The sequence below is a fragment of the Methylobrevis albus genome (assembly GCF_015904235.1).
Taxonomy (GTDB): Bacteria; Pseudomonadota; Alphaproteobacteria; order Rhizobiales; family Pleomorphomonadaceae; genus Methylobrevis_A; species Methylobrevis_A albus.
This window is the reverse complement of record NZ_JADZLT010000051.1, coordinates 212472-231272: the sequence shown is the minus strand read 5'-3', so window position 1 is coordinate 231272 and position 18801 is coordinate 212472. Positions and strand designations below refer to the sequence as shown.

10 protein-coding genes are annotated in these 18801 nt (G+C 72.1%); 1 reads left to right on the top strand and 9 read right to left on the bottom strand.

Going from position 1 to position 18801, the window contains the following annotated elements; translation table 11 throughout:
• Positions 1-176: 176 nt before the first annotated feature.
• The 9 genes from addA to glmS all read right to left on the bottom strand — a co-directional run bounded on the left by addA (position 177) and on the right by glmS (position 17478).
• The gene (gene addA / locus I5731_RS13505) at positions 177-3704 is read right to left on the bottom strand and encodes a double-strand break repair helicase AddA (protein ID WP_197311928.1); all 3528 of its coding nucleotides are present in this window, start codon (positions 3702-3704) and stop codon (positions 177-179) included.
• On the bottom strand, positions 3701-6889 hold the full coding sequence (gene addB, locus I5731_RS13500) for a double-strand break repair protein AddB (RefSeq protein ID WP_197311927.1): 3189 nt from the start codon (positions 6887-6889) through the stop codon (positions 3701-3703). The genes addA and addB overlap by 4 nt, the downstream gene beginning before the upstream one ends.
• Positions 6886-7647 (bottom strand): nucleotidyltransferase family protein, encoded by a 762-nt coding sequence (locus I5731_RS13495; RefSeq protein ID WP_197311926.1) that lies wholly within the window; start codon positions 7645-7647, stop codon positions 6886-6888. Before I5731_RS13495 ends, addB begins: the two co-directional genes overlap by 4 nt.
• Before the next feature lie 60 nt (positions 7648-7707).
• Positions 7708-9282, bottom strand: coding sequence for a tRNA (adenosine(37)-N6)-threonylcarbamoyltransferase complex ATPase subunit type 1 TsaE (tsaE, locus tag I5731_RS13490; protein ID WP_328838799.1), 1575 nt, complete (start codon positions 9280-9282; stop codon positions 7708-7710).
• Between the two features lie 7 nt (positions 9283-9289).
• Complete coding sequence (locus I5731_RS13485; protein ID WP_197311925.1) at positions 9290-11806, bottom strand: ATP-binding protein; 2517 nt, start codon at positions 11804-11806, stop codon at positions 9290-9292.
• 228 nt (positions 11807-12034) lie between these two features.
• Entirely contained in the window at positions 12035-13267 is a 1233-nt protein-coding gene (locus I5731_RS13480) for an MFS transporter (RefSeq protein WP_197311924.1), read from the bottom strand.
• A 276-nt stretch (positions 13268-13543) separates the two neighbouring features.
• Positions 13544-14944, bottom strand: a complete 1401-nt coding sequence (gene ahcY / locus I5731_RS13475) for an adenosylhomocysteinase (RefSeq protein ID WP_197311923.1) — start codon at positions 14942-14944, stop codon at positions 13544-13546.
• A 433-nt stretch (positions 14945-15377) separates the two neighbouring features.
• The gene (locus I5731_RS13470; RefSeq protein ID WP_197311922.1) at positions 15378-15590 is read right to left on the bottom strand and encodes a hypothetical protein; all 213 of its coding nucleotides are present in this window, start codon (positions 15588-15590) and stop codon (positions 15378-15380) included.
• A gap of 61 nt (positions 15591-15651) precedes the next feature.
• A complete protein-coding gene (gene glmS / locus I5731_RS13465; RefSeq protein WP_197311921.1) occupies positions 15652-17478 on the bottom strand; it encodes a glutamine--fructose-6-phosphate transaminase (isomerizing) in 1827 nt (608 codons plus the stop codon).
• A 266-nt stretch (positions 17479-17744) separates the two neighbouring features.
• On the opposite strand from glmS, the gene I5731_RS13460 reads away from it, so the two are divergent.
• Positions 17745-18779 (top strand): ABC transporter substrate-binding protein, encoded by a 1035-nt coding sequence (locus I5731_RS13460; protein WP_197311920.1) that lies wholly within the window; start codon positions 17745-17747, stop codon positions 18777-18779.
• The last annotated feature ends 22 nt before the right edge of the window (positions 18780-18801 follow it).

The window sequence follows — 18801 nt, the reverse complement described above, 5'->3', positions numbered from 1 at the left end:
AAAATCCTCGGCTGCGATCCGGAACGCCCATGCGGCGCGCCCGGCGGCGGAGGCTGCCGAGTCGATCGCATCTTCGAAATGGAACGTAGGAAGGGCCGCCGACAGCGTCAAGGTGACCCTGCCCGCACGGCAGGGCTGGCCTGCGCGCGGCAGGGATCGGCGCGGTTTCGATCCGGCTACGCGCCGGCCTGGAACAGCCGGGCGATGTCGGCGGCGAGCAACTCGGGATCGACGGGCTCGAGACGCGGCGCGTCGGTCCAGAGCACGGCGGCCTCGATGCGCCGGCCGGGATAGAGCCGGGCGAGCAGCGCGGCATAAACGGCGAGTTGCAGCCGGTAGGGCTCGGGCACGCCGTCCGGCGCGGGGCGATTGGTCTTGAAGTCGACGATCAGCACGCGGTCGTCGGTCACCGCCAGCCGGTCGATCTGGCCGGAGACGGCGACGGGGCGGCCGGTGGCGAGCATCAGCCGCCCGGCGATCGGTACCTCGCCGCGGCCACCGGGGGCGAAGACCGGCGCAAAGTCCGGGTGATCGAGCACGGCGAGCGCCTCGGCGGCGAGGTTTTCGCGGACGGCGGCGGCGAGCCCCGCACCCGCGCGGGCGAGAAAGCGCGCCGCGGCGGTGGCGCGGCCGTCCGGCGGCAGGCCGGGCAGCATTTCGAGCAGCCGGTGCAGCAGCTTGCCGCGGACCAGCGCCGCGCCGTCGCCGGCGCGCGCGGCGTCGAGCGCATGGCGCGCCGGATAGGGCTCGGGCCGGTCCTTCGCCTCGATCTCGGCGAGCGCCGCCTCGGCGGCCGAGGGGTTCAGCACCGCCTCGGCGGGGACCTGCGGCGCCGGGCGCCGCAGCCAGTCCGGCAGAGGCGGCAAATCCGCCACGTCGGCCGCCGCGACTGCAGGCGTCGGCGCCTCGGCGGCGGGCGCCGCCGTGCGCCAGCGCCAGCCGTTCTGTTCGCCGCCCTCGCCAAAAAGCGGCTCCAGCCGCGCCGGATCGGCGGTCAGCGCCGCGGCGACGAGCGTATGCCAGCGGCCGGGCGACGCCTTGCCCGGCTTGATGCCGCAGACGACGAGGCGGTCCTCGGCGCGGGTGAGGCCGACGTAGAGCAGCCGGCGGTATTCCTCCTCCGCCCGCTGGCGGTAGGCGGCAACCGCGGCGTCGACGACCGGCGGATAGGGCTTCTTCTGCACCCAGACCATTGCCGCGGTCTCGTCATCGGCATGGAGCGGCAGCAGGGCCGGCCGGTGGCTGGCGCTCGCCGGGGCGGAGCCCGGATCGACGAGGAACACCACCGGCGCCTCCAGCCCCTTGGCGCCGTGCACGGTCATGATCCGCGCCTCGTTGCGGCGGCGGTCGACCTCGCGCTTCACCTCGTGCCGGCTCGCCGCGGCGAAGGCGAGTACGGCTTCCAGCGTCGGCACCCGGTCGCGGCCGACGTCGCGGACGAGATCGAGGAAGGCGTCGAGGATGTCGTCGACCTCGTCGCCGAGGCGGGCGCGGAAGGCGCGCCGGCCGCCGCCTTCCGCGAGCACGGCGGCAAAGAAGCCGTAGGCGTCGACGGTGTCGGCGTGGGCGCGCCAGCGCGCGAGGCGGCTGAAGGCGAGGTGGGCGTCGGCATCGGTGTCGGCGGCGGTTCGCAGCGCCTCGAACAGGCCGCGGCGGCGGCCGTGCGCGATGCGGTAGAGCGCCGCCTCGTCGAGGCCGATCAACGGCGATTTCAGCAGGGCGGCGAGCGACAGCTCGTCCTCGGGCGTCAGCGCGACGCGGGCGAGCGCGATGAGGTCGAGCACGGCGATGTGGCGCAGCACGTCGAGCCGGTCGGCGCCGGCGACCGGCACGCCGGCCTCCTGGAACGCGCGCGTCATCGCCTCGAGGAAGGCGCCGCGCTTGCGCACCAGCACCAGCACGTCGCCGGCGCGCATCGGCCGCGTGCCGCCCGCGCGGTCGCCCACGGGAGCTGCGGCGTCGATCCAGCCGCGCACGGTGCGGGCGATGCGGCGGGCGAGCCGGCTTTCGGCGCTCTCGGCCGCGATCTCGTCGAGCGGATCGTACCAGTTCTCCGGCTCGGCGTCGGTGGCGGGCTCGGTCTCGTCCCAGAGCTCGACATGGCCGGCCTCGCTGCTGCGGATCGTCTCGTGCACCGGCGCGCCGCCGCCGGCGGCAAGCCCGGCGTGGGCGTCGGGGGCGGCGAAGATCGTATCGACCGCGCGCACCACGTCGGCGACCGAGCGGAACGAGAGCTGCAGCCGGATCTCGTTGAAGCCGGCGCCGACCTCGGTCGCGACCTTGCGCAGCCGCCGGCGCTCGGCGTCGAAGAGATGCGGCGCCGCGCCCTGGAAGGAATAGATCGACTGCTTCTCGTCGCCGACGGCGAACACGGTGCGCACGCCGGGCCGGGCGCCTTCGCCGGCGAAGAACTCGCCGGTGAGCACCGCGACCACCTCCCAGGCGCGCGGACTGGTGTCCTGCGCCTCGTCGACGAGGACGTGGTCGATGCCCTGGTCGAGCTTGTAGTGCACCCAGGCCGCCGCGTCGGAGGCGGACAGCAGCGCGGCGCTGCGCACGATCAGGTCCTCGAAATCGAGCACGCCGGCCGAGAGCTTGCCGGCCTCGTAGCGGTCGACGACATGGGCGGCGATGGTGGCGATCGCCGCGGTGCGCTCGGCGGTGACGGCGGCGGCGCGCCGCTCGGCGAGCGCCATCAGGCGGTCCTGCTCGGCGACGACGCGGCCTTCGAGGTCGGGGAAGCGGGCAAGGGCCGCCTTGGTCGCGAACTTGTCGGCCTTGCGCGGCTCGTCCTTGGCGGTGAGCACGAGGGCGAGCCGGGCCGCCGCGCGGGCGTCCGGGCCCGTCGCCGCCAGCACGGCGGCGGCGCGGGCGGCGACGCCCTGGTCGAGCGCCGAGCCGGCGGCGAGACCGGCGACGAGCTCGGCGAGGTGGCCGTCCGGCAGATGCTGGCTTTCCGCCATCTCGGCGGTGACGTGGGCAGGGGTCACGCCCGCGACGCCGAGTTCGGTCTCGAGCGCCGCAAAGGCGGCGCCGAGATCCGGATAGCGGGCGCGCCAGCGGGCGAAGCGGTCGCGTGCCGCGACGATGCCGGTCAGCGCCTTCTCGATCTCGTCGTCGCCGACAGCCGGCAGCAGCAGGGCGAAGGCGCGGCCGATCGGGCTCGTCGGATGCGTCGCCGCCGTGATCACCGCGGCAGCGCGGGCATCCGTCAGCCGCGCCTCGGCGGCGTGCTCGTCGAGCACGGTGAAGCGGCCGGGAATGCCGGCCTCGACCGGAAAGCGCTGCAGCAGCGCCTCGCAGAAGCCGTGGATGGTCTGGATCTTCAGGCCGCCGGGGGTTTCCAGCGCCTTCGCGAACAGCCGCCGCGCCGCGGCGAGACGGCGGGCGTCGGGCTGGCGATCTTCCAGCGCGGCGATCTCGGCGGCGAGCTCCGCATCGGGCGCGACGGCCCAGGCGCCGAGCACCTCGAAGACGCGGTTCGCCATTTCGGCGGCCGCCGCCTTGGTGAAGGTGAGGCAGAGGATGCGGCCGGGGTCGACGCCGGCGAGCAGCAGCCGGATCACCCGGCGCGACAGCACGTAGGTCTTGCCCGAGCCGGCGTTGGCGGACACCCAGGCCGAGGCGCCGGGGTCGGTCGCGGCGCGCTGGCTCGCGCGCGTTTCGGCCGGCACCTCGCGGCGGGGGGCGACGGGCGCGCTCATTCCGCGTCCTCCTCGTCCCCGGCGGTGGTCCACTCGCGGGTGCGGGCGAGGTGGTCGTAGGGCATGTCGCGCTGGCGGCCGAGCAGCACGCGGGTGCGCGAGAGATAGGGCTGCTCGGGGTTGCGATAGAGCGCGACGAGGCCGGCGAGCTGCTGCATGGCGCGGGCGACCACGGTGGCGAGATCCTGCGCCGGCTGGTCCTTCGGCTTGTAGCCGTCGAACACCTCGATCTTGTCGCGGCCGGCGTAGCCCTTCAGCACGACGTGCAGCAGGGCGGAAGCGGTCGCCGGCGGCAGGCCCTCGAAGGCGCCGGCCGCCAGCATCGCGGCTTCGAGCGGCAGCTGCGGGCGCATCAGCGTGCCGATCTGCTTCGCCGACGGCGGGGTGCCGGTCTTGAAGTCGATCAGCACGGCGCTGCCGTCCGGGTCGAGGTCGATGCGGTCGGCGCGGCCGGTGAGCAGGAACGGTTCCGTGCCGACGAGGAACTCAAACGCGCCCGTCACCTCCGGCAGGCGCCGGGCGCCAAGCGGGCGTTCGGCCTCGAAGCTCTCGACAACGAAGCGGGCGATTTCGCAAAAGCGCGGCCACCACAGCGCGTGCACTTCCGGATAGAGCCGGAGCGGCGCGAATTTTTCCGCGCCGATCGCGGTGAGCGCGGCGATTGCGGACGCGTCGAACGGGCCGGTCCAGGTGGCGGCGAACTCGGCGAGGGCGTCGTGGATGACGCTGCCGCGCGCCGCGATGTCCGGCAGGCGGCCGAGCGGCTCCAGCGATTCCAGGCGCAGGATGCGGCGGGCGTAGAGCGCGTAAGGGTCGCGGATCCAGGTCTCGACGTCGGTGACGTTGATGCGGCTCGGGCGGTCAGCGAGCGGTGGCCGGCCGGCGGCGCGACGCGCCCGCGGCACTTCAGGTGCCTCGTCGATGCGGCGGGCGAGGCCGAGGAAGCGGTCGCCGCGGCGGCGAAGACCGGCGACGGTGTCCGCGCCGAGCACCGCGAACAGCCGCTGCAGCCAGCGGCTCGGCACGGTCGGGGCGCCGCCCTGCTTTTCAGGAAACGTGACGATCAGGTCGCCCGCGCCGCAGCGCATGGCGAAATCATGCGCGGCGAGACCGACGCGGCGCTCCGGGGCGCCGAAGGCGAGCGCCGTGCGCATCGGCCGCGACAGCCACGGTCCGGTCTCAGTCGCGGCGGGCCACTGCCCCTCGACGAGGCCGCCGAGGATCATGCGATCGACATGCATCAGGCGCGCTTCCAACGTGCCCCAGATGAAGACGCGCGTCTCGCCGCTCGCCGGCCGGCGCACCGGACGGCCGGCGAGCAATGCTGCGAAGACGGCGGGATACTCGCCAGCCTCGACCGGCAGGCCGGTCGCCTCGGCGTCGAGGAAGCCGACGACGAAGGCGGCAAACGCTTCGCCGGGGTGGCCGGCAAAGAGGGCGCGGTCGTCGCCCGCCTCGTCGGCGGCGAGGGCGCGCAGCGCGCAAAGATGCAGCTCCATCCAGCGCCCGACCGGGAGCGCCGACCCCATCGCCGCCGCCTCCAGCGGCGCCAGCGCCGCGGCGAGGCGGCGGGCGAGGTCGAGGCCGGCGCGGACGCCCTCCGGCCCGAGCAGCCGCAAGGCCGGGGCGATGCGCGCCTCGGGATCCTCGAAGCGCACCAGCGCCGCCTCGAGCGCTGCGACCAGCGCCGCGGTGCCGGGCAACAGGCGGGGCCCACGCAGGGCCGCGATCTCGACCGCCCGCGCCGCCTGGCGGGCGGCGGGGACCGGCAGGCCGAGGCGGGTGAGCGGATGTTTCAGCAGCGACAGCAGCGTCTCGGGAGCATAGCCGGCAAAGACCGTCTCGGCGGCGAGGCGGGCGAGCACGGCGGGCGGCGTGGTGTCGAGCGGCGCACCGGCGGAATCCTCGACGGCGAGGCCGAAGCGGGCGAGTTCGATCGAGACGCGGCGGGCGAGGTCGCGGTCGGGGGTGACGAGCGCTGCAGTCAGGCGCGGCGTCTCCACGGTTTCGCGCAGCGCGATCGCAATCGCCAGCGCCTCCTCGGCCGGGGTGCGCGCGGCGATCAAGGTCGCGCCGGCAAACGCCGCCGCGATGGTGTCGGCACCGGCGGCGTCGCGGAAGGCGGCCCAGCCGTCGGTGGCCTCGGCCGGGCACAGCGCCGCAGAGACGACGCGCTCGCGCAGGTCGGCGAGCGGCGGCACGGCGGCGAGCGGCAGGACATCGGCCCGGTCGATGCCGATGGTGCGCAGCAGCCGGGCGAGCGCCGCCTGCGGATGGCCTGCCACCTCGTCGCCGACCTCGGGGGCGATGGCGGCGAAGGTGGCGTCGTCGAGATGCCCATCGAGGCCCGGGAGCACCACGGCGCCGGCGGGCAGCCGGGCGACGGCGGCGAGGATGCGCGCGGTGGTCGGGATCGAGCCGGTCGAGCCGGCGGCGATCACCGGCCCATGCGCATGGCCACCGGCGAGGCGGGCGGCGAAGCGCTCGGCGAGGCGGCGGCGGCGCTCGGCCGGCTCGATCAGGCCGCGCTCGGCGATATAGGCCGGCCAGGCGGCGGTGGCGATCTCGAGGAAGGTCAGCGTCATCTGCCACCAGGCAGCGTGCTCGGCGGGCACGATGGTGGCGAGCCTGTCCCAGCGCACCTCCTCGGTGACGGCCTGGTCGATGAGGCGGAGGAGATCGCGGGCAAGGTGCACCGCATCGGCCGGCGAGCTCGGCAGCCGGATCGGCGCGCCGGACGGCGTCAGGGTGAGCGCGGGGGCGACCCGGTCGCGCCAGCTCGCGATCAGCCGCGCGAGGCCGAGGATGCGTTCCGCCTCGCCGATCGCGGGCGGCAGGTCGAGCGCGTCGGCGGCCTCGCCGATCGCCTCGCCGGCATCCGGGTCGAAGGCGTCGAGGTCCTCGTCGATGTCGCCGATCGGGCGGATCACGGGCAGGATCGCGGCGATGCCGGTGCCGTCGCCGCCGAGCGCCGCCACGAGGCGGCCGCGCAGGACGCGGGCGGCGCGGCGGGTCGGCAACAACAGGGTGACGGCGGAAAAGGCGAGCGGGTCGGCGCGCGGATCGAGGCCGGGGATCAGCCGGCCGTCGACGAGGGCGGCGGCGAGTTCACCAAGGAAGTCGGCGCCGGGGGGAATCGTGAAGACGCGCGGTGCCGCGCCGCCGGGCGCGGCACCCTCGCTCATGCCGCGCTGGCGGCGATCGAGGCTTCCGCCTCGCCGATCGCCTGCGGCGTGCCGACGTGCAGCCAGATGCCGTCCATGCGCAGGCCGAACAGGCGGCCGGCGTCGATGCCGGCGTCGAAGAAGCGGTTGAGCGAGAACGGCGCCACCGTCTCGCCCTCGAAGATGCGCGGATGGATGATCGCGGCCCCCGCGTAGACGAAGGGGGCGACGTCGCGTTCGGGCCGGCGCGCGAGGCGGCCGTCCTTGTCCATGACGAAGTCGCCCACGCCGTCGTAGCCGACGCTGCTGACGGTGGGGGCGAGCAGCAGCAGCATGTCCATGCGGCTGGCGTCGAAGTGCTCGGCGAGCATGGCGAGGTTCGGGCGAATGCCCTCGATCCAGATCGAGTCCGAGTTGAGATGGTAGAACGGCTCGTCGCCGAAGTGCGGCAGCGCCTTGACCACGCCGCCGCCGGTGTCGAGCAGCCGGTCGCGCTCGTCGGAGATGATGATCGCCGGGGCGGTGCGCTTCAGGACGTGCACCTCGACGAGGTCGGCGAGGTAGTGGACGTTGACCACCGCGGTCTCGACGCCGGCCTCGACCAGCCGGTCGAGCACGTGGTCGACGAGCGCGCGGCCGCGCACCTCGATCAGCGGCTTCGGCGTCGTCGCCGACAGCGGCCGCATGCGCTTGCCGCGGCCGGCGGCGAGCACCATCGCCTTGCGCGGGGTCTTCGCCGGAAACTCAGTGTCTGATGTGGTCTCGGATACCGTGGGCATCGGTGTCGGATCGATCCGCTGGCGGGCACGGGGCGCCCGGGAAATCGGGGGCCGGGCGTCTCAGGCGCCCGGCAGATGCCGTTCATACCAGAGCGAAAGCCCGGCGAGAACCGGATCGGCGAGCGCCTCGCGCAGGTAGGTTTCGAGGCGCGGGACGTGGCGGAGATAGCCGGGCTTGCCGTCGCGGCGGGCGAGGCGGGCAAAGCCGCCGAAGATCTTGGTGAGGCGCTGCGCCGCCGCGATGTGGAACTCGGCGACGAAGGCGTCCCGGTCCACCGGGCGCCCCGCAGCGGCGCGGGCGGCGAGGTAGGTGTCGATGATCGCGGCCCGGAGATCCGCGGGGACGTCGACCCGGGCGTCGTAGGCGAGCGAGGCGAGGTCGTAGGCGGACGGGCCGATCACCGTGTCCTGCACATCGACGAGCCCGAGCCGCCGCCGGCCCTCTCCTGCCGGCTGCCAGAGCAGGTTCGGCGAATGGAAGTCGCGCAGCACCCAGACCGGCTCGGCGGCGACGAGGCGATCAACCAGCGGTGCCCAGAGGCCTTCGAATTCGGCGCGTTCATCCTCCGTCGCCGGCCGGCCGTGCCGGTGCGGAATCCACCACTCGGTGAAGAGCGAGAGTTCGATGGCGAGCGCCGCATGGTCGTAGGGCGGCACGACGTGGCGATGCCGTGTCCCGTCGCCGAAGACGTCGCCGAGGTCGACGGCGTCCGGCAGCTCGGCGAGGGCGAGATCGGCGAGGAGTTCGGCGGCGGCGAGATAGCGGTCCGCGATCGGCGCGCCGCCTTCGACGACGGGCAGGCTGCCGAGATCGGAGAAGAGGTAGAGCCGCGCCGCCGGGTCGGCGCCGAGCAGCTCCGGCGCGACGAAGCCGTGCCGGCGCAGGCCCTCGGCAACGCCGACGAAAGCGGCGGGATCGCTCTGGATATGGGCGGTCGCGGCATAGGCGCGGGCGGCGGACGTCGCGGGCGTCTCGGCCGGTGCCGGCCACGACATCAACACGGCGGAGCGCTCGTTATGCATGATGCGTTCATAGGAGCGGCTCGAGGCGTCGCCCTGCAGCCAGCGCCGCGCCGCGCCGCCGAGGCCGGCCCGCTCGGTGAGCGCGCGGGCGGCGGCGGTCGATTCAAGCCGCCGGGCCCAGCGTTCCGGGCGGCGGGTGGCGAGGCGGACGCGGCGGGCGGCGCCGGCGTCGGCGATATCGAAGCGCAGCCAGAGCGCGCCCGCCGGCATCGCCTCTTCGGCGCGTTCCGGCCATTCGATCAGCGCGACGCCGGCGCCGAGTGCCTCGTCGAAGCCGATTTCGGCGAGTTCTGCGGCGTCGCCGATGCGGTAGAGGTCGAAGTGGGCGACGGGAAACCGGGCGAGGTCGTAGGGCTGCACCAGGGTGAAGGTCGGGCTCGGCACCTCGAGCGCCGCATCCGCGGCGAGTGCCCTGAGCAGCGCGCGGGCGAAGGTGGTCTTGCCGGCGCCGAGGTCGCCCGAAAGGCAGAGGCAGTCGCCGGCGCCGAGGATCGCCGCGATGTCGTCGGCGAAGCACCGTGTCGCCGCCTCGCCGGACAGCACGCGGTCGACGAGGACCGCTGCGTCGCCGGCATCGTCGCCACCGGCGGCCGGGACCGGCGGCTCGCTCACGGCGCGCTCACTCCGCCGCCTGCGTCAGGGACGGGTCGCCGAAGCTCGGCGCGGCCGGCAGCCGGCAGGTCACCGTGGTGCCGCGGCCTTCGACGGAATCGACGATGACGCGGCCGCCGTGCAGCTCGACGAAGCTTTTGACAATGGATAGCCCAAGCCCCGCCCCGCGCCGGCGCGCCCCGGCGGTGCGGCTTTCGAAGCGGTCGAACACAGCGTCGAGGTAGTCCTGCGGGATGCCGCGGCCGTCGTCGCGCACCACGAACACCACCTCGTCGCCCTCGCGGCGGCAGTTGAGCGAGACGCGGCCGCCGTCGTTGGAGAAGGCGATGGCGTTGGAGAGGATGTTGAACAGGATCTGCCGGACGCGCTTCTCGTCGGCGACGAAGGTGCCCGGCGCGCCGGAGACGTCGATCTCGAGCCGGATGTGCGCCTCTTCGAGCCGGTCGCGCAGGCCGGCGGCGGCAGCCGCCACGGTGGCGCCGATCTCGACCTCGCCGAGCTCGAGATCCATGATGCCGGCGTCGACGGTGGCGAGGTCGAGGATGTCGTTGATGATGGTGAGCAGCGCGCCGCTCGAGCTCATGATGTAGCCGGCATACTCACGCTGCTTGACGTTGAGCGTGCCCATCTTCTCGTCGGCGAGCAGTTGCGCGAAGCCGATGATGTTGGTCAGCGGCGAGCGCAGCTCGTAGGAGACGTGCTGGATGAAGGCGTTCTTCAGCTGGTCGGCCTCTTCCAGCGCCTCGTTCTTCTCGACCAGCGCCCGCTCGACATTGACGCTGTCGGTGACGTTGGCGAAGGTCACCAGCGTCGCGCCGTCGGGCAGCGGCACGGTGGCGAAATCGACGACGTTGCCGTCGGGCCGCGCCAGCCGGCCGCCGATGCGCTCGCGCGTTTCGGTGACGCCGGCGACCGTCATGCGGACCTTGTCCCAGACGGCGGTCTCGTCGTGCAGCCGGGCGCAGCGGGCGATGATGTCGTTGACGTGCGGCCGGGCCGCCAGGTCCATGTCGCCGATGCGCCACATCGCGGCGAACGCCGGGTTCCACAGCCGCAGCCGGCCGTCGGAGCCGAACACGGCGACGCCCTCGCCGAGGTGGTCGAGAGTTTCGCCCTGCACCCGGATCAGCGCGTTGTAGCGGCTTTCGAGGTCGAGCCGCTCGGTGACGTTCTCGTAGACATAGGTGACGCCGCCAGAGGGATGTGGATTGGCGATGACGCGCAGGGTCTGGCCGCCCGGCAGGTGCCACCAGGATTCGCGCGCTTCCAGCGACTGGTAGGCGGCGAGCATGTCGCGGCGCCAGCCGCGGTAGTCGGCCTGCTCGGGGATCTTGCGCAGCGCGCGGAGCTGGTCGAGCACGGCGCCGTCGTCGGGGGCGGCCTCGAGGAAGTTGATGTCGAGGCCGAAGAGGCCGCGGTAGGCGGCGTTGTAGAACTGCAGCCGCCGGTCGGGTCCGAAGATCGCGACGGCGGTCGCGAGCTGATCGAGGGTGCGGGCGTGGCTCTCGATGGTGCGGCGGAGTTCCGACTGCACCTTCTCGAGCTCGCTGACGTCGGTGGCGATGCCGCCGCTGCCGAACTCGCAGGCCGCATCGACGACGTCGAAGACGCGGCGGGCGCCGGCGGCGACCACCGAGAGGCGCTTCTCGAACACCGGATCGCTGGTGCGCTGGCGGGCGACGGCCTCGCGGGCGGCGCTGTCGAGGAGCTCCAGCCCCTCGGCGAGCACCCAGGCCGGGCTGCGCGCGTCGACGGCGCGGGCATAGGCCTTGTTGATCCAGACGAGGCGGCCCTCGCCGTCGCGCAGCCAGGCCGGCATCGGCAGCGCGTCGAGCAGGCCGTGCACCACGGCGAGGTCGCGTTGCAGGTCGCTGGCGCGCGCCGCCTGGCCGACGGCCTCGCGGCGCTCGTGGCTGAGGTTGCGGAAGCGCACCACGGCGCGCGAGCCCGACACCCAGCCGTTCGCCTCGACGAGGGTGCCGCCCTGCGTCTCCAGCACTTCGGCAAAGCCGGTGCCGCGCTCGCGCAGCGCGGCGATGCGGGCTTCGAGCCGCTGCGTCGCCGACTGGGTCAGCCAGGTGCCGAAGGCGAGAAAGCTCGAGCGCTTGCGCGGCGAGCGGGCGTCCTCGGGCAGCGCGCCGAGAACGTGCGGCGCGGCGCCCGGCGCCGACCAGATCACCGTGCGCTGGTCCTCGGCACCCAGCGCCGCCTCGGCGCGGTCGGCGGCGAGCTTCAGCTCGGCGTTCTCCTGCTTCAACCGCGCGAGCTCGCGCTCGTCGCGGCCGCGGGCGCGGATCAGCACGAAGGCGCTGACCACGGCGAAGCCGAGCGAGCCGACGAGGGCCGCGAACCATGCGACGCCGAAGGAATCGACCTGATACGAGCCGACGGGAACCGGTTCCAGCGCCTGCGCCCCCGCTGCGAGGGGGAGCGTGATCGTCGACAGGGCCGTGGTGGCAGCGAAGACGAGGCGGCGCTTGGCGGAATCCAGAATCCCTCTCCCTTTCCGGCAGAGCTCCGGCATCGCCCGTTCCCCTCGAATGATTGATGTGCCCCAGGATCGCGAGCCGCACCGTCACCCGCGGCCGCCGCTCCGAATCAGTCGAAAATAGCCGCTTCGGCCGGAGGCTCAAAGAGTCCCTGTCGGATATTGCCGTGTGGAAAAGCCGAAATCGCCGCTTGCCTCGCGCGGCAGGCGCGCGCCGCCGCCCTGCACCCGGCTTTGGCACCGCGCTTTCGCACCCGGCTCCGGCTACCGGGTCGGGCTCGGGCGACCCCGGCTGTCGAGGACGGCGACGGTGAAGACGACGAGGCCGGCGAGCGCCAGCAGCGCGCCGACCCAGCCGGTGGCGGCATAGCCGTAGCCGCCGATGATGGCGACGCCGCCGAGCCAGGCGCCGAGGCCGTTGGCGATGTTGAAGGCGGAGTGGTTGAGGGCGGCGGCCAGCGTCTGCGCGTCGGCGGCGACGTCCATCAGCCGGGTCTGCAGCGCCGGGCCGATCGCCACCGAGCAGCCGACGAGGAACGAGCACAGCCCGACCATCACCGGATACTCCGCCGTCAGCCAGAACAGCGTCGACACGGCGCCGCACCAGACGAGCGCCCCGCCGATGGTGCCCATCAGGGCGCGGTCGGCGAGCCAGGCGCCGACGACGTTGCCCGCGACCATGCCGCCGCCGAAGAGGGCCATCAGCATCGGCACCGACGACGGCGCCATGCCGGCGACCTCGGTCGCGGTCGGGGCGATGTAGCTGAACACGCTGAACAGGCCACCGAAGCCGACCGCGCCGATGCCGAGCGTCAGCCAGACCTGGCGGCGGCGGAAGGCGCCGAGTTCGCGCAGCGCGCTCGCCCCGGCCGCCACCTTGTCGCGCGGCAGGTAGATCGCGATCAACACCACGGTGAGCGCCCCGATCGCGCCGACGGCGGCGAAAGTGGCGCGCCAGCTCAGCGCCTGGCCCGACCACGTCGCGATCGGCGTGCCGACCAATGTTGCGATGGTGAGGCCGAGCATGACCGTGCCGACCGCCTGGGTGCGGCGGTGCACCGGCACCATGGAGGCGGCGACGAGGGCGGCGACGCCGAAATAGGCGCCGTGCGGCAGGCCGGTGAGGAAGCGGATGAAGACAAAGCTCTCGAAATCGGGCGCCATCGCGCTCGCGGCGTTGCCGATGGCGAAGATCACCATCAGCCCGACGAGCAGCGTGCGCCGCGGCAGCTTGGCAGACAGCACCGCGATCACCGGCGCGCCGATCACGACGCCGACCGCGTAGGCGGTGATCGCATAGCCCGCTTCGGGCACCGAAACACCGAGCCCGCGGGCGATCTCGGGCAGGATGCCCATGATGGCGAACTCGCCGGTGCCGATGCCGAACCCGCCGACGGCGAGCGCCAGCAGCACCAGCGCGACGGCCATGCGCGTCGGCGGCGCGGCGGCTTCCGCAGCAGCGTCGGCGGCGGGACGGTCGAGGCAGGCTTCGGACATCGGGCTTTCCCGGTTCGGCTCCGGTCAGGCGCCGGGTGGGCCGCACAGGAGACTCAAACTGCGGCAGAAGTGCAGTCGCGGTCAGTCAGACCCGATTTTCCGAGATTGCCAAGCCGGGGAGGCGCAGGGCTGGGCTGCAAGGGCGGGGAGGCTGGGGACGTCGGCCGCTCGGTGAAAGATCGCGCCGGCCGAGGCTCTCCCCTCGGGCGCGCCGGCCACAGCCGTGCGCGCCGAAGCGGGATCCCGCCCGAAGGCGGGATCCGGAGAAAACCCGCCTCAGTAGCGGTACTGCTCGGACTTGAACGGGCCGGTCTGCTTGACGCCGATGTAAGCGGCCTGGTCGTCGGTGAGCACGGTGAGCTTGGCGCCGAGCTTGGCGAGGTGCAGGGCGGCGACCTTTTCGTCGAGGTGCTTCGGCAGCACGTAGACCTTGTTCTCGTAGGTCGAGCCGCGGGTCCAGAGTTCGATCTGGGCGAGGGTCTGGTTCGAGAACGAGGCGCTCATCACGAAGCTCGGATGGCCGGTGGCGTTGCCGAGGTTCACGAGGCGGCCTTCGGAGAGCAGGATCATGCGCTTGCCGTCGGGGAACTCGATCAGGTCGACCTGCGGCTTGACGTTGCGCCACTTGAGGTTCTTCAGCGCCGCGACCTGGATCTCGTTGTCGAAGTGGCCGATGTTGCAGACGATCGCCATGTCCTTGAAGCGGCGCATGTGCTCGATGGTGACGATGTCCTTGTTGCCGGTCGCCGTCACCACGATGTCGGCGCGCGGGGCGGCCTCTTCCAGCGTCACGACCTCGTAGCCGTCCATCGCCGCCTGCAGCGCGCAGATCGGGTCGATCTCGGTGACGAGCACGCGGGCGCCGGAGCCCGACAGCGACTGCGCCGAGCCCTTGCCGACGTCGCCGTAGCCGCAGACGACGGCGACCTTGCCGGCCATCATCACGTCGGTGCCACGGCGGATCGCGTCGACGAGGCTCTCGCGGCAGCCGTACTTGTTGTCGAACTTCGACTTCGTCACGCTGTCGTTGACGTTGATCGCCGGGAACGGCAGTTCGCCCTTCTCCTGCAGCTGGTAGAGCCGCATCACGCCGGTCGTCGTCTCCTCGGAAACGCCGCGGATGTTCGCCTTGACCTTCGAATAGAAGCCGGGGGTCTTGGCGAGGCGCTTGGCGATGGTGGCGTAGAAGTACTCTTCTTCCTCGTTCTTCGGGCTGGCGATGACCGACGGGTCGGTCTCGGCCTTGGCGCCGATCAGGACGAGCATGGTGGCGTCGCCGCCGTCGTCGAGGATCATGTTCGCCGTCTCGCCGTTGCCCCAGTCGAGCAGGCGGTCGGTGTAGGTCCAGTATTCTTCCAGCGTCTCGCCCTTTTCGGCGAACACCGGGATGCCGGCGGCGGCGATGGCCGCGGCGGCGTGGTCCTGGGTCGAGAAGATGTTGCACGAGGCCCAGCGGACGTCGGCGCCGAGCGCCACCAGCGTCTCGATCAGCACGGCGGTCTGGATCGTCATGTGCAGCGAGCCGGCGATGCGGGCGCCCTTCAGCGGCTGCGAAGCTGCGAATTCCTCGCGCACGGCCATCAGGCCCGGCATCTCGACCTCGGCGATCTCGATCTCGGTGCGGCCCCAGCCGGCGAGGGAGATGTCCTTGACGTGATATTCGGTGGCGACGGGCATTTCGGGCCTCTCCTCGGATCGTCGCCGGCACAGAGCCGGCCGTTGCCGGTGTTATAGGCAAGCCGGCCCCGGACGGCAATAATGATATAAAGATTTCTTTATGTGAATGCGACGCGTCGTCAACGAAGTGTTTTCGGCCTGACGCGGTGTGAAGGGTTTAGGCGGGCGTAAGTGGGATGCGGCCGGCGCCGTTACCCCTCCCGACCCGGCTACGCCGGGCCACCCTCCCCACGAGGGGGAGGGATTCGATCACCGCACGGCCGTGCCAGGAAAACATCCCCCCTTGTGGGGCTGTGCAGCAGGCGGAGGAGACCCGCGGCTCCGGAGCAGGGGTGGCCCGGCGGAGCGGGGTCGGGAGGGGTAAGGCGCTACCGCAAACTCAGCCTCAGCTGCGATGCCCCAAACCCTCATCTCTTCCCCGGCGACACCCGCCTCAGCGGTCCGGCTTGTCCAGCCGCGCGCGCATGGCGTCGGCGACGAGGCGCAGGCCGTCGGCGGCGTCGGCTTCGCCCCGGCGGACGCGGGTGATGCGGTGGTTGATCCAGAGCACGAGCGCGCCGATCCCGCCGCGGTCGTCCGCTTTCGCGGCGCCGGTCGGGAAGATGCGCGGGCCCTCGTCGTCGGGCGCCCAGCGTTGCCTGCTCATGAGGTCGCGTCCATCCGGAGCGACGGGCTCGCCGCCGCATCCGATGGTTGCGACCGAATGGTTACTCGACCGTTACCGATTTCGCGAGATTGCGCGGCTGGTCGACGTCGGTGCCGATGAAGACGGCGGTGTGATAGGCGAGCAGCTGGATCGGGATGGCATAGACGATCGGTGTCACCGCGGCCGGCATGTCCGGCAGCACGATTGTCACCTCCGCCGCCTCGCCCGCCTCGTCGGCGCCGCGGGCGTCGGTGAAGAGGATGATGCGGCCGCCGCGCGCCGCCACTTCCTGCATGTTCGAGACGGTCTTCTCGAAGATGCGGTCGTAGGGCGCGATGACGATGACCGGCATCGTCTCGTCGATGAGAGCGATCGGCCCGTGCTTCAGTTCGCCCGCCGCATAGCCCTCGGCGTGGATGTAGGAAATCTCCTTCAGCTTCAGCGCGCCTTCGAGCGCCAGCGGATAGGAGGTGCCGCGGCCGAGGTAGAGCGCGTCGGGGGCTTTCGCGAGGATCTTGGCGAGGCCCTCGATCTGCGGCTCCAGCCGCAGCGCCTCGGCGGCAAGCCGCGGCACTTCGCTGAGGCCGTGCACCAGCGCCCGCTCGTCCTCGGCCGACAGCGTGCCGCGGGCCCGGCCGGCGGCGATGGCGAGGGCTGCGAGCACCGTGAGCTGACAGGTGAACGCCTTCGTGGAGGCGACGCCGATCTCGGGGCCGGCAAGCGTCGGGAAGATCACGTCGCTTTCGCGGGCGATCGTCGATTCAGGCACGTTGACGATCGCCGCCACCGTCTGCCCCTGCGCCTTGCAGTAGCGCAGCGCCGCCAGCGTGTCGGCGGTCTCGCCGGACTGGGAGATCACGATGGAGAGGCCGTCCGCGTCGAGCGGCATCTCTCGGTAGCGGAACTCCGAGGCGATATCGATGTCGACGGGCAGGCGCGCGAAACGCTCGAACCAGTATTTCGCCACCAGCCCGGAGAGATAGGCGGTGCCGCAGGCGGAAATGACGACGCGCTTCAGGTCGCGCCAGTCGAACGGCAGGTCGGCCGGCAGCCGGGTGGTCTCGGCGGCGAAATCGACGTAGCGGGCGAGGGTGTGGCCGATCACCTCGGGCTGCTCGTGGATCTCCTTCGCCATGAAATGGCGGTGGTTGCCCTTTTCGACGAGCAGCGCCGAGGCCTGGCTCATCTGCATCGGCCGGGTGATCACCTTGCCGGTCTCGTCGCGGATCGTGCAGCCTTCGCGGGTGACGACGACCCAGTCGCCGTCGTCGAGATAGGTGACGCGGGCGGTGAACGGGGCGAGCGCGATCGCGTCGGAGCCGAGGAACATCTCGCCGCGGCCGTGGCCGACGGCGAGCGGGCTGCCGCGGCGCGCGCCGATGATGAGGTCGTCGCGGCCCTCGAACAGGAAGGCGAGCGAGAAGGCGCCGGTGAGCTTCGGCAGCACGGCGCCGACGGCGGAGACCGGATCGCGGCCGGCCTCGAGCTCGACGCCGACGAGGTGGGCGACGACCTCGGTGTCGGTGTCGCTCTCGAAGCGGCGGCCGCGGGCGATCAGCCCGTCGCGCAACTCGCGGAAATTCTCGATGATGCCGTTATGGACCACCGCGACGCCGGCAACCGCATGCGGATGGGCGTTGCGCTCGGTCGGGGCACCGTGGGTCGCCCAGCGGGTGTGGCCGATGCCGACAAACCCGGCGAGCGGCGAGCGGTCGAGCTTGTCGGCGAGCGCCGCGAGGCGGCCTTCCGCGCGGCGGCGCGTGATGTGGCCGTCCTCCAGCGTCGCGACGCCGGCGCTGTCATAGCCGCGATATTCGAGCCGCCGCAGCGATGCCACCAGCCGCGGAGCCGCAGCCTCATTGCCGACGACGCCGACGATTCCACACATGAAGCGATCTTCCCCGAAAACACCCGCCAGTTGGCGATCTGGCCCGGCTAGTCTTAATGCGGGATCACCACGCTGGCGAAATCAATCTGCGTTTCGGACTGTTGCGATGCGGGAGTGGGGCCGCAGGCGCCCGGTCCGGCGCCTCGACGTTTCGACCGTCCATCTTTTGAGCAGGAAAGAATGTTGCCCGTTTTCGTATCATTTCCGCTTGCGCGCGGCTGCCGGCTTCTCTTCAATGGGGCCAGATCAAGCACGAGGGTGGAAACATGCTGACTCGCAGGCACTTCTCTCTGGCGGCTGCGGCCGTGGTGGCGGGACTGGGGTTCGGCACCAGCCTCAGCCCGGCGCTGGCGGCGACCGACATCAAGTTCACGCTCGACTGGAAGTTCGAAGGGCCGGCGGCGGGCTTCCTGCTCGCGCTCGACAAGGGCTACTTCGAGGCCGAGGGGCTGAACGTCACCATCGATTCGGGCAACGGCTCGGTCGAGGCGATCCCGCGGGTCGCGACCGGCGCCTACCAGATGGGCTTCGGCGACATCAACTCGCTGATCAAGTTCCTCGACGAGGACCCGGAGCAGAAGATCTCGGCCGTGATGATGGTCTACGAGCGGCCGACGTTTGCGGTCGTCGGGCGCAAGGCGCTCGGCATCACCGAGGATCCGAAGTCGCTGGAGGGCAAGAAGCTCGGCGCGCCGCCGCCCGACGGCGCGTTTGCGCAGTGGCCGGCGTTCAAGCAGGTCGCCGGCATCGACGACAGCGCCATCACCATCGAGAGCATCGGCTTCCCGGTGCGCGAGCCGATGCTGGCGCAGGGCGCCGTTGACGCGGTGTTCGGCTTCGCCTTCTCGGTGATCCTGAACCTCAAGGCGCAGGGCGTGCCGGACGACGACATCGCGACGATCCTGATGGCCGAGCACGGCCTCAACCTCTACGGCAACAGCGTGCTGGTGAACACGGACTTCGCCGCTGAGAACCCCGACGCGGTGAAGGGCTTCCTGAAGGCGCTCGCCAAGGGCTTCGCCGACGCGGTCGCCGACCCGGCGGCGGGCGTCGCGGCGGTGATCGCGCGCAACGAGACGCTCAGCCCCGAGATCGAGGAAGAGCGGCTGAAGATGGCGATCGCGATGAACATCAAGACGCCGTACGTGGTGGAAAACGGCATGGGCGGCATCGATCCCGACCGCCTCGCCGCCTCGATCGAGACGCTGAAGATCTCGATGGGCCTCAAGGGCAACGTCGCCGCGGAGCGCGTCTTCGACGCGAGCTTCCTGCCGCCGAAGGAAGAGCGCCTGCTGCCCTGAGCCCCCCCGAGACACCCTGATC

Coding starts and splice junctions, on each gene's coding strand:
- addA (WP_197311928.1), bottom strand. CDS start 3,704: ATGAGCGCGCCCGTCGCCCCCCGCCGCGAGGTGCCGGCCGAAACGCGC.
- addB (WP_197311927.1), bottom strand. CDS start 6,889: ATGAGCGAGGGTGCCGCGCCCGGCGGCGCGGCACCGCGCGTCTTCACG.
- I5731_RS13495 (WP_197311926.1), bottom strand. CDS start 7,647: ATGCCCACGGTATCCGAGACCACATCAGACACTGAGTTTCCGGCGAAG.
- I5731_RS13485 (WP_197311925.1), bottom strand. CDS start 11,806: ATGCCGGAGCTCTGCCGGAAAGGGAGAGGGATTCTGGATTCCGCCAAG.
- I5731_RS13480 (WP_197311924.1), bottom strand. CDS start 13,267: ATGTCCGAAGCCTGCCTCGACCGTCCCGCCGCCGACGCTGCTGCGGAA.
- ahcY (WP_197311923.1), bottom strand. CDS start 14,944: ATGCCCGTCGCCACCGAATATCACGTCAAGGACATCTCCCTCGCCGGC.
- I5731_RS13470 (WP_197311922.1), bottom strand. CDS start 15,590: ATGAGCAGGCAACGCTGGGCGCCCGACGACGAGGGCCCGCGCATCTTC.
- glmS (WP_197311921.1), bottom strand. CDS start 17,478: ATGTGTGGAATCGTCGGCGTCGTCGGCAATGAGGCTGCGGCTCCGCGG.
- I5731_RS13460 (WP_197311920.1), top strand. CDS start 17,745: ATGCTGACTCGCAGGCACTTCTCTCTGGCGGCTGCGGCCGTGGTGGCG.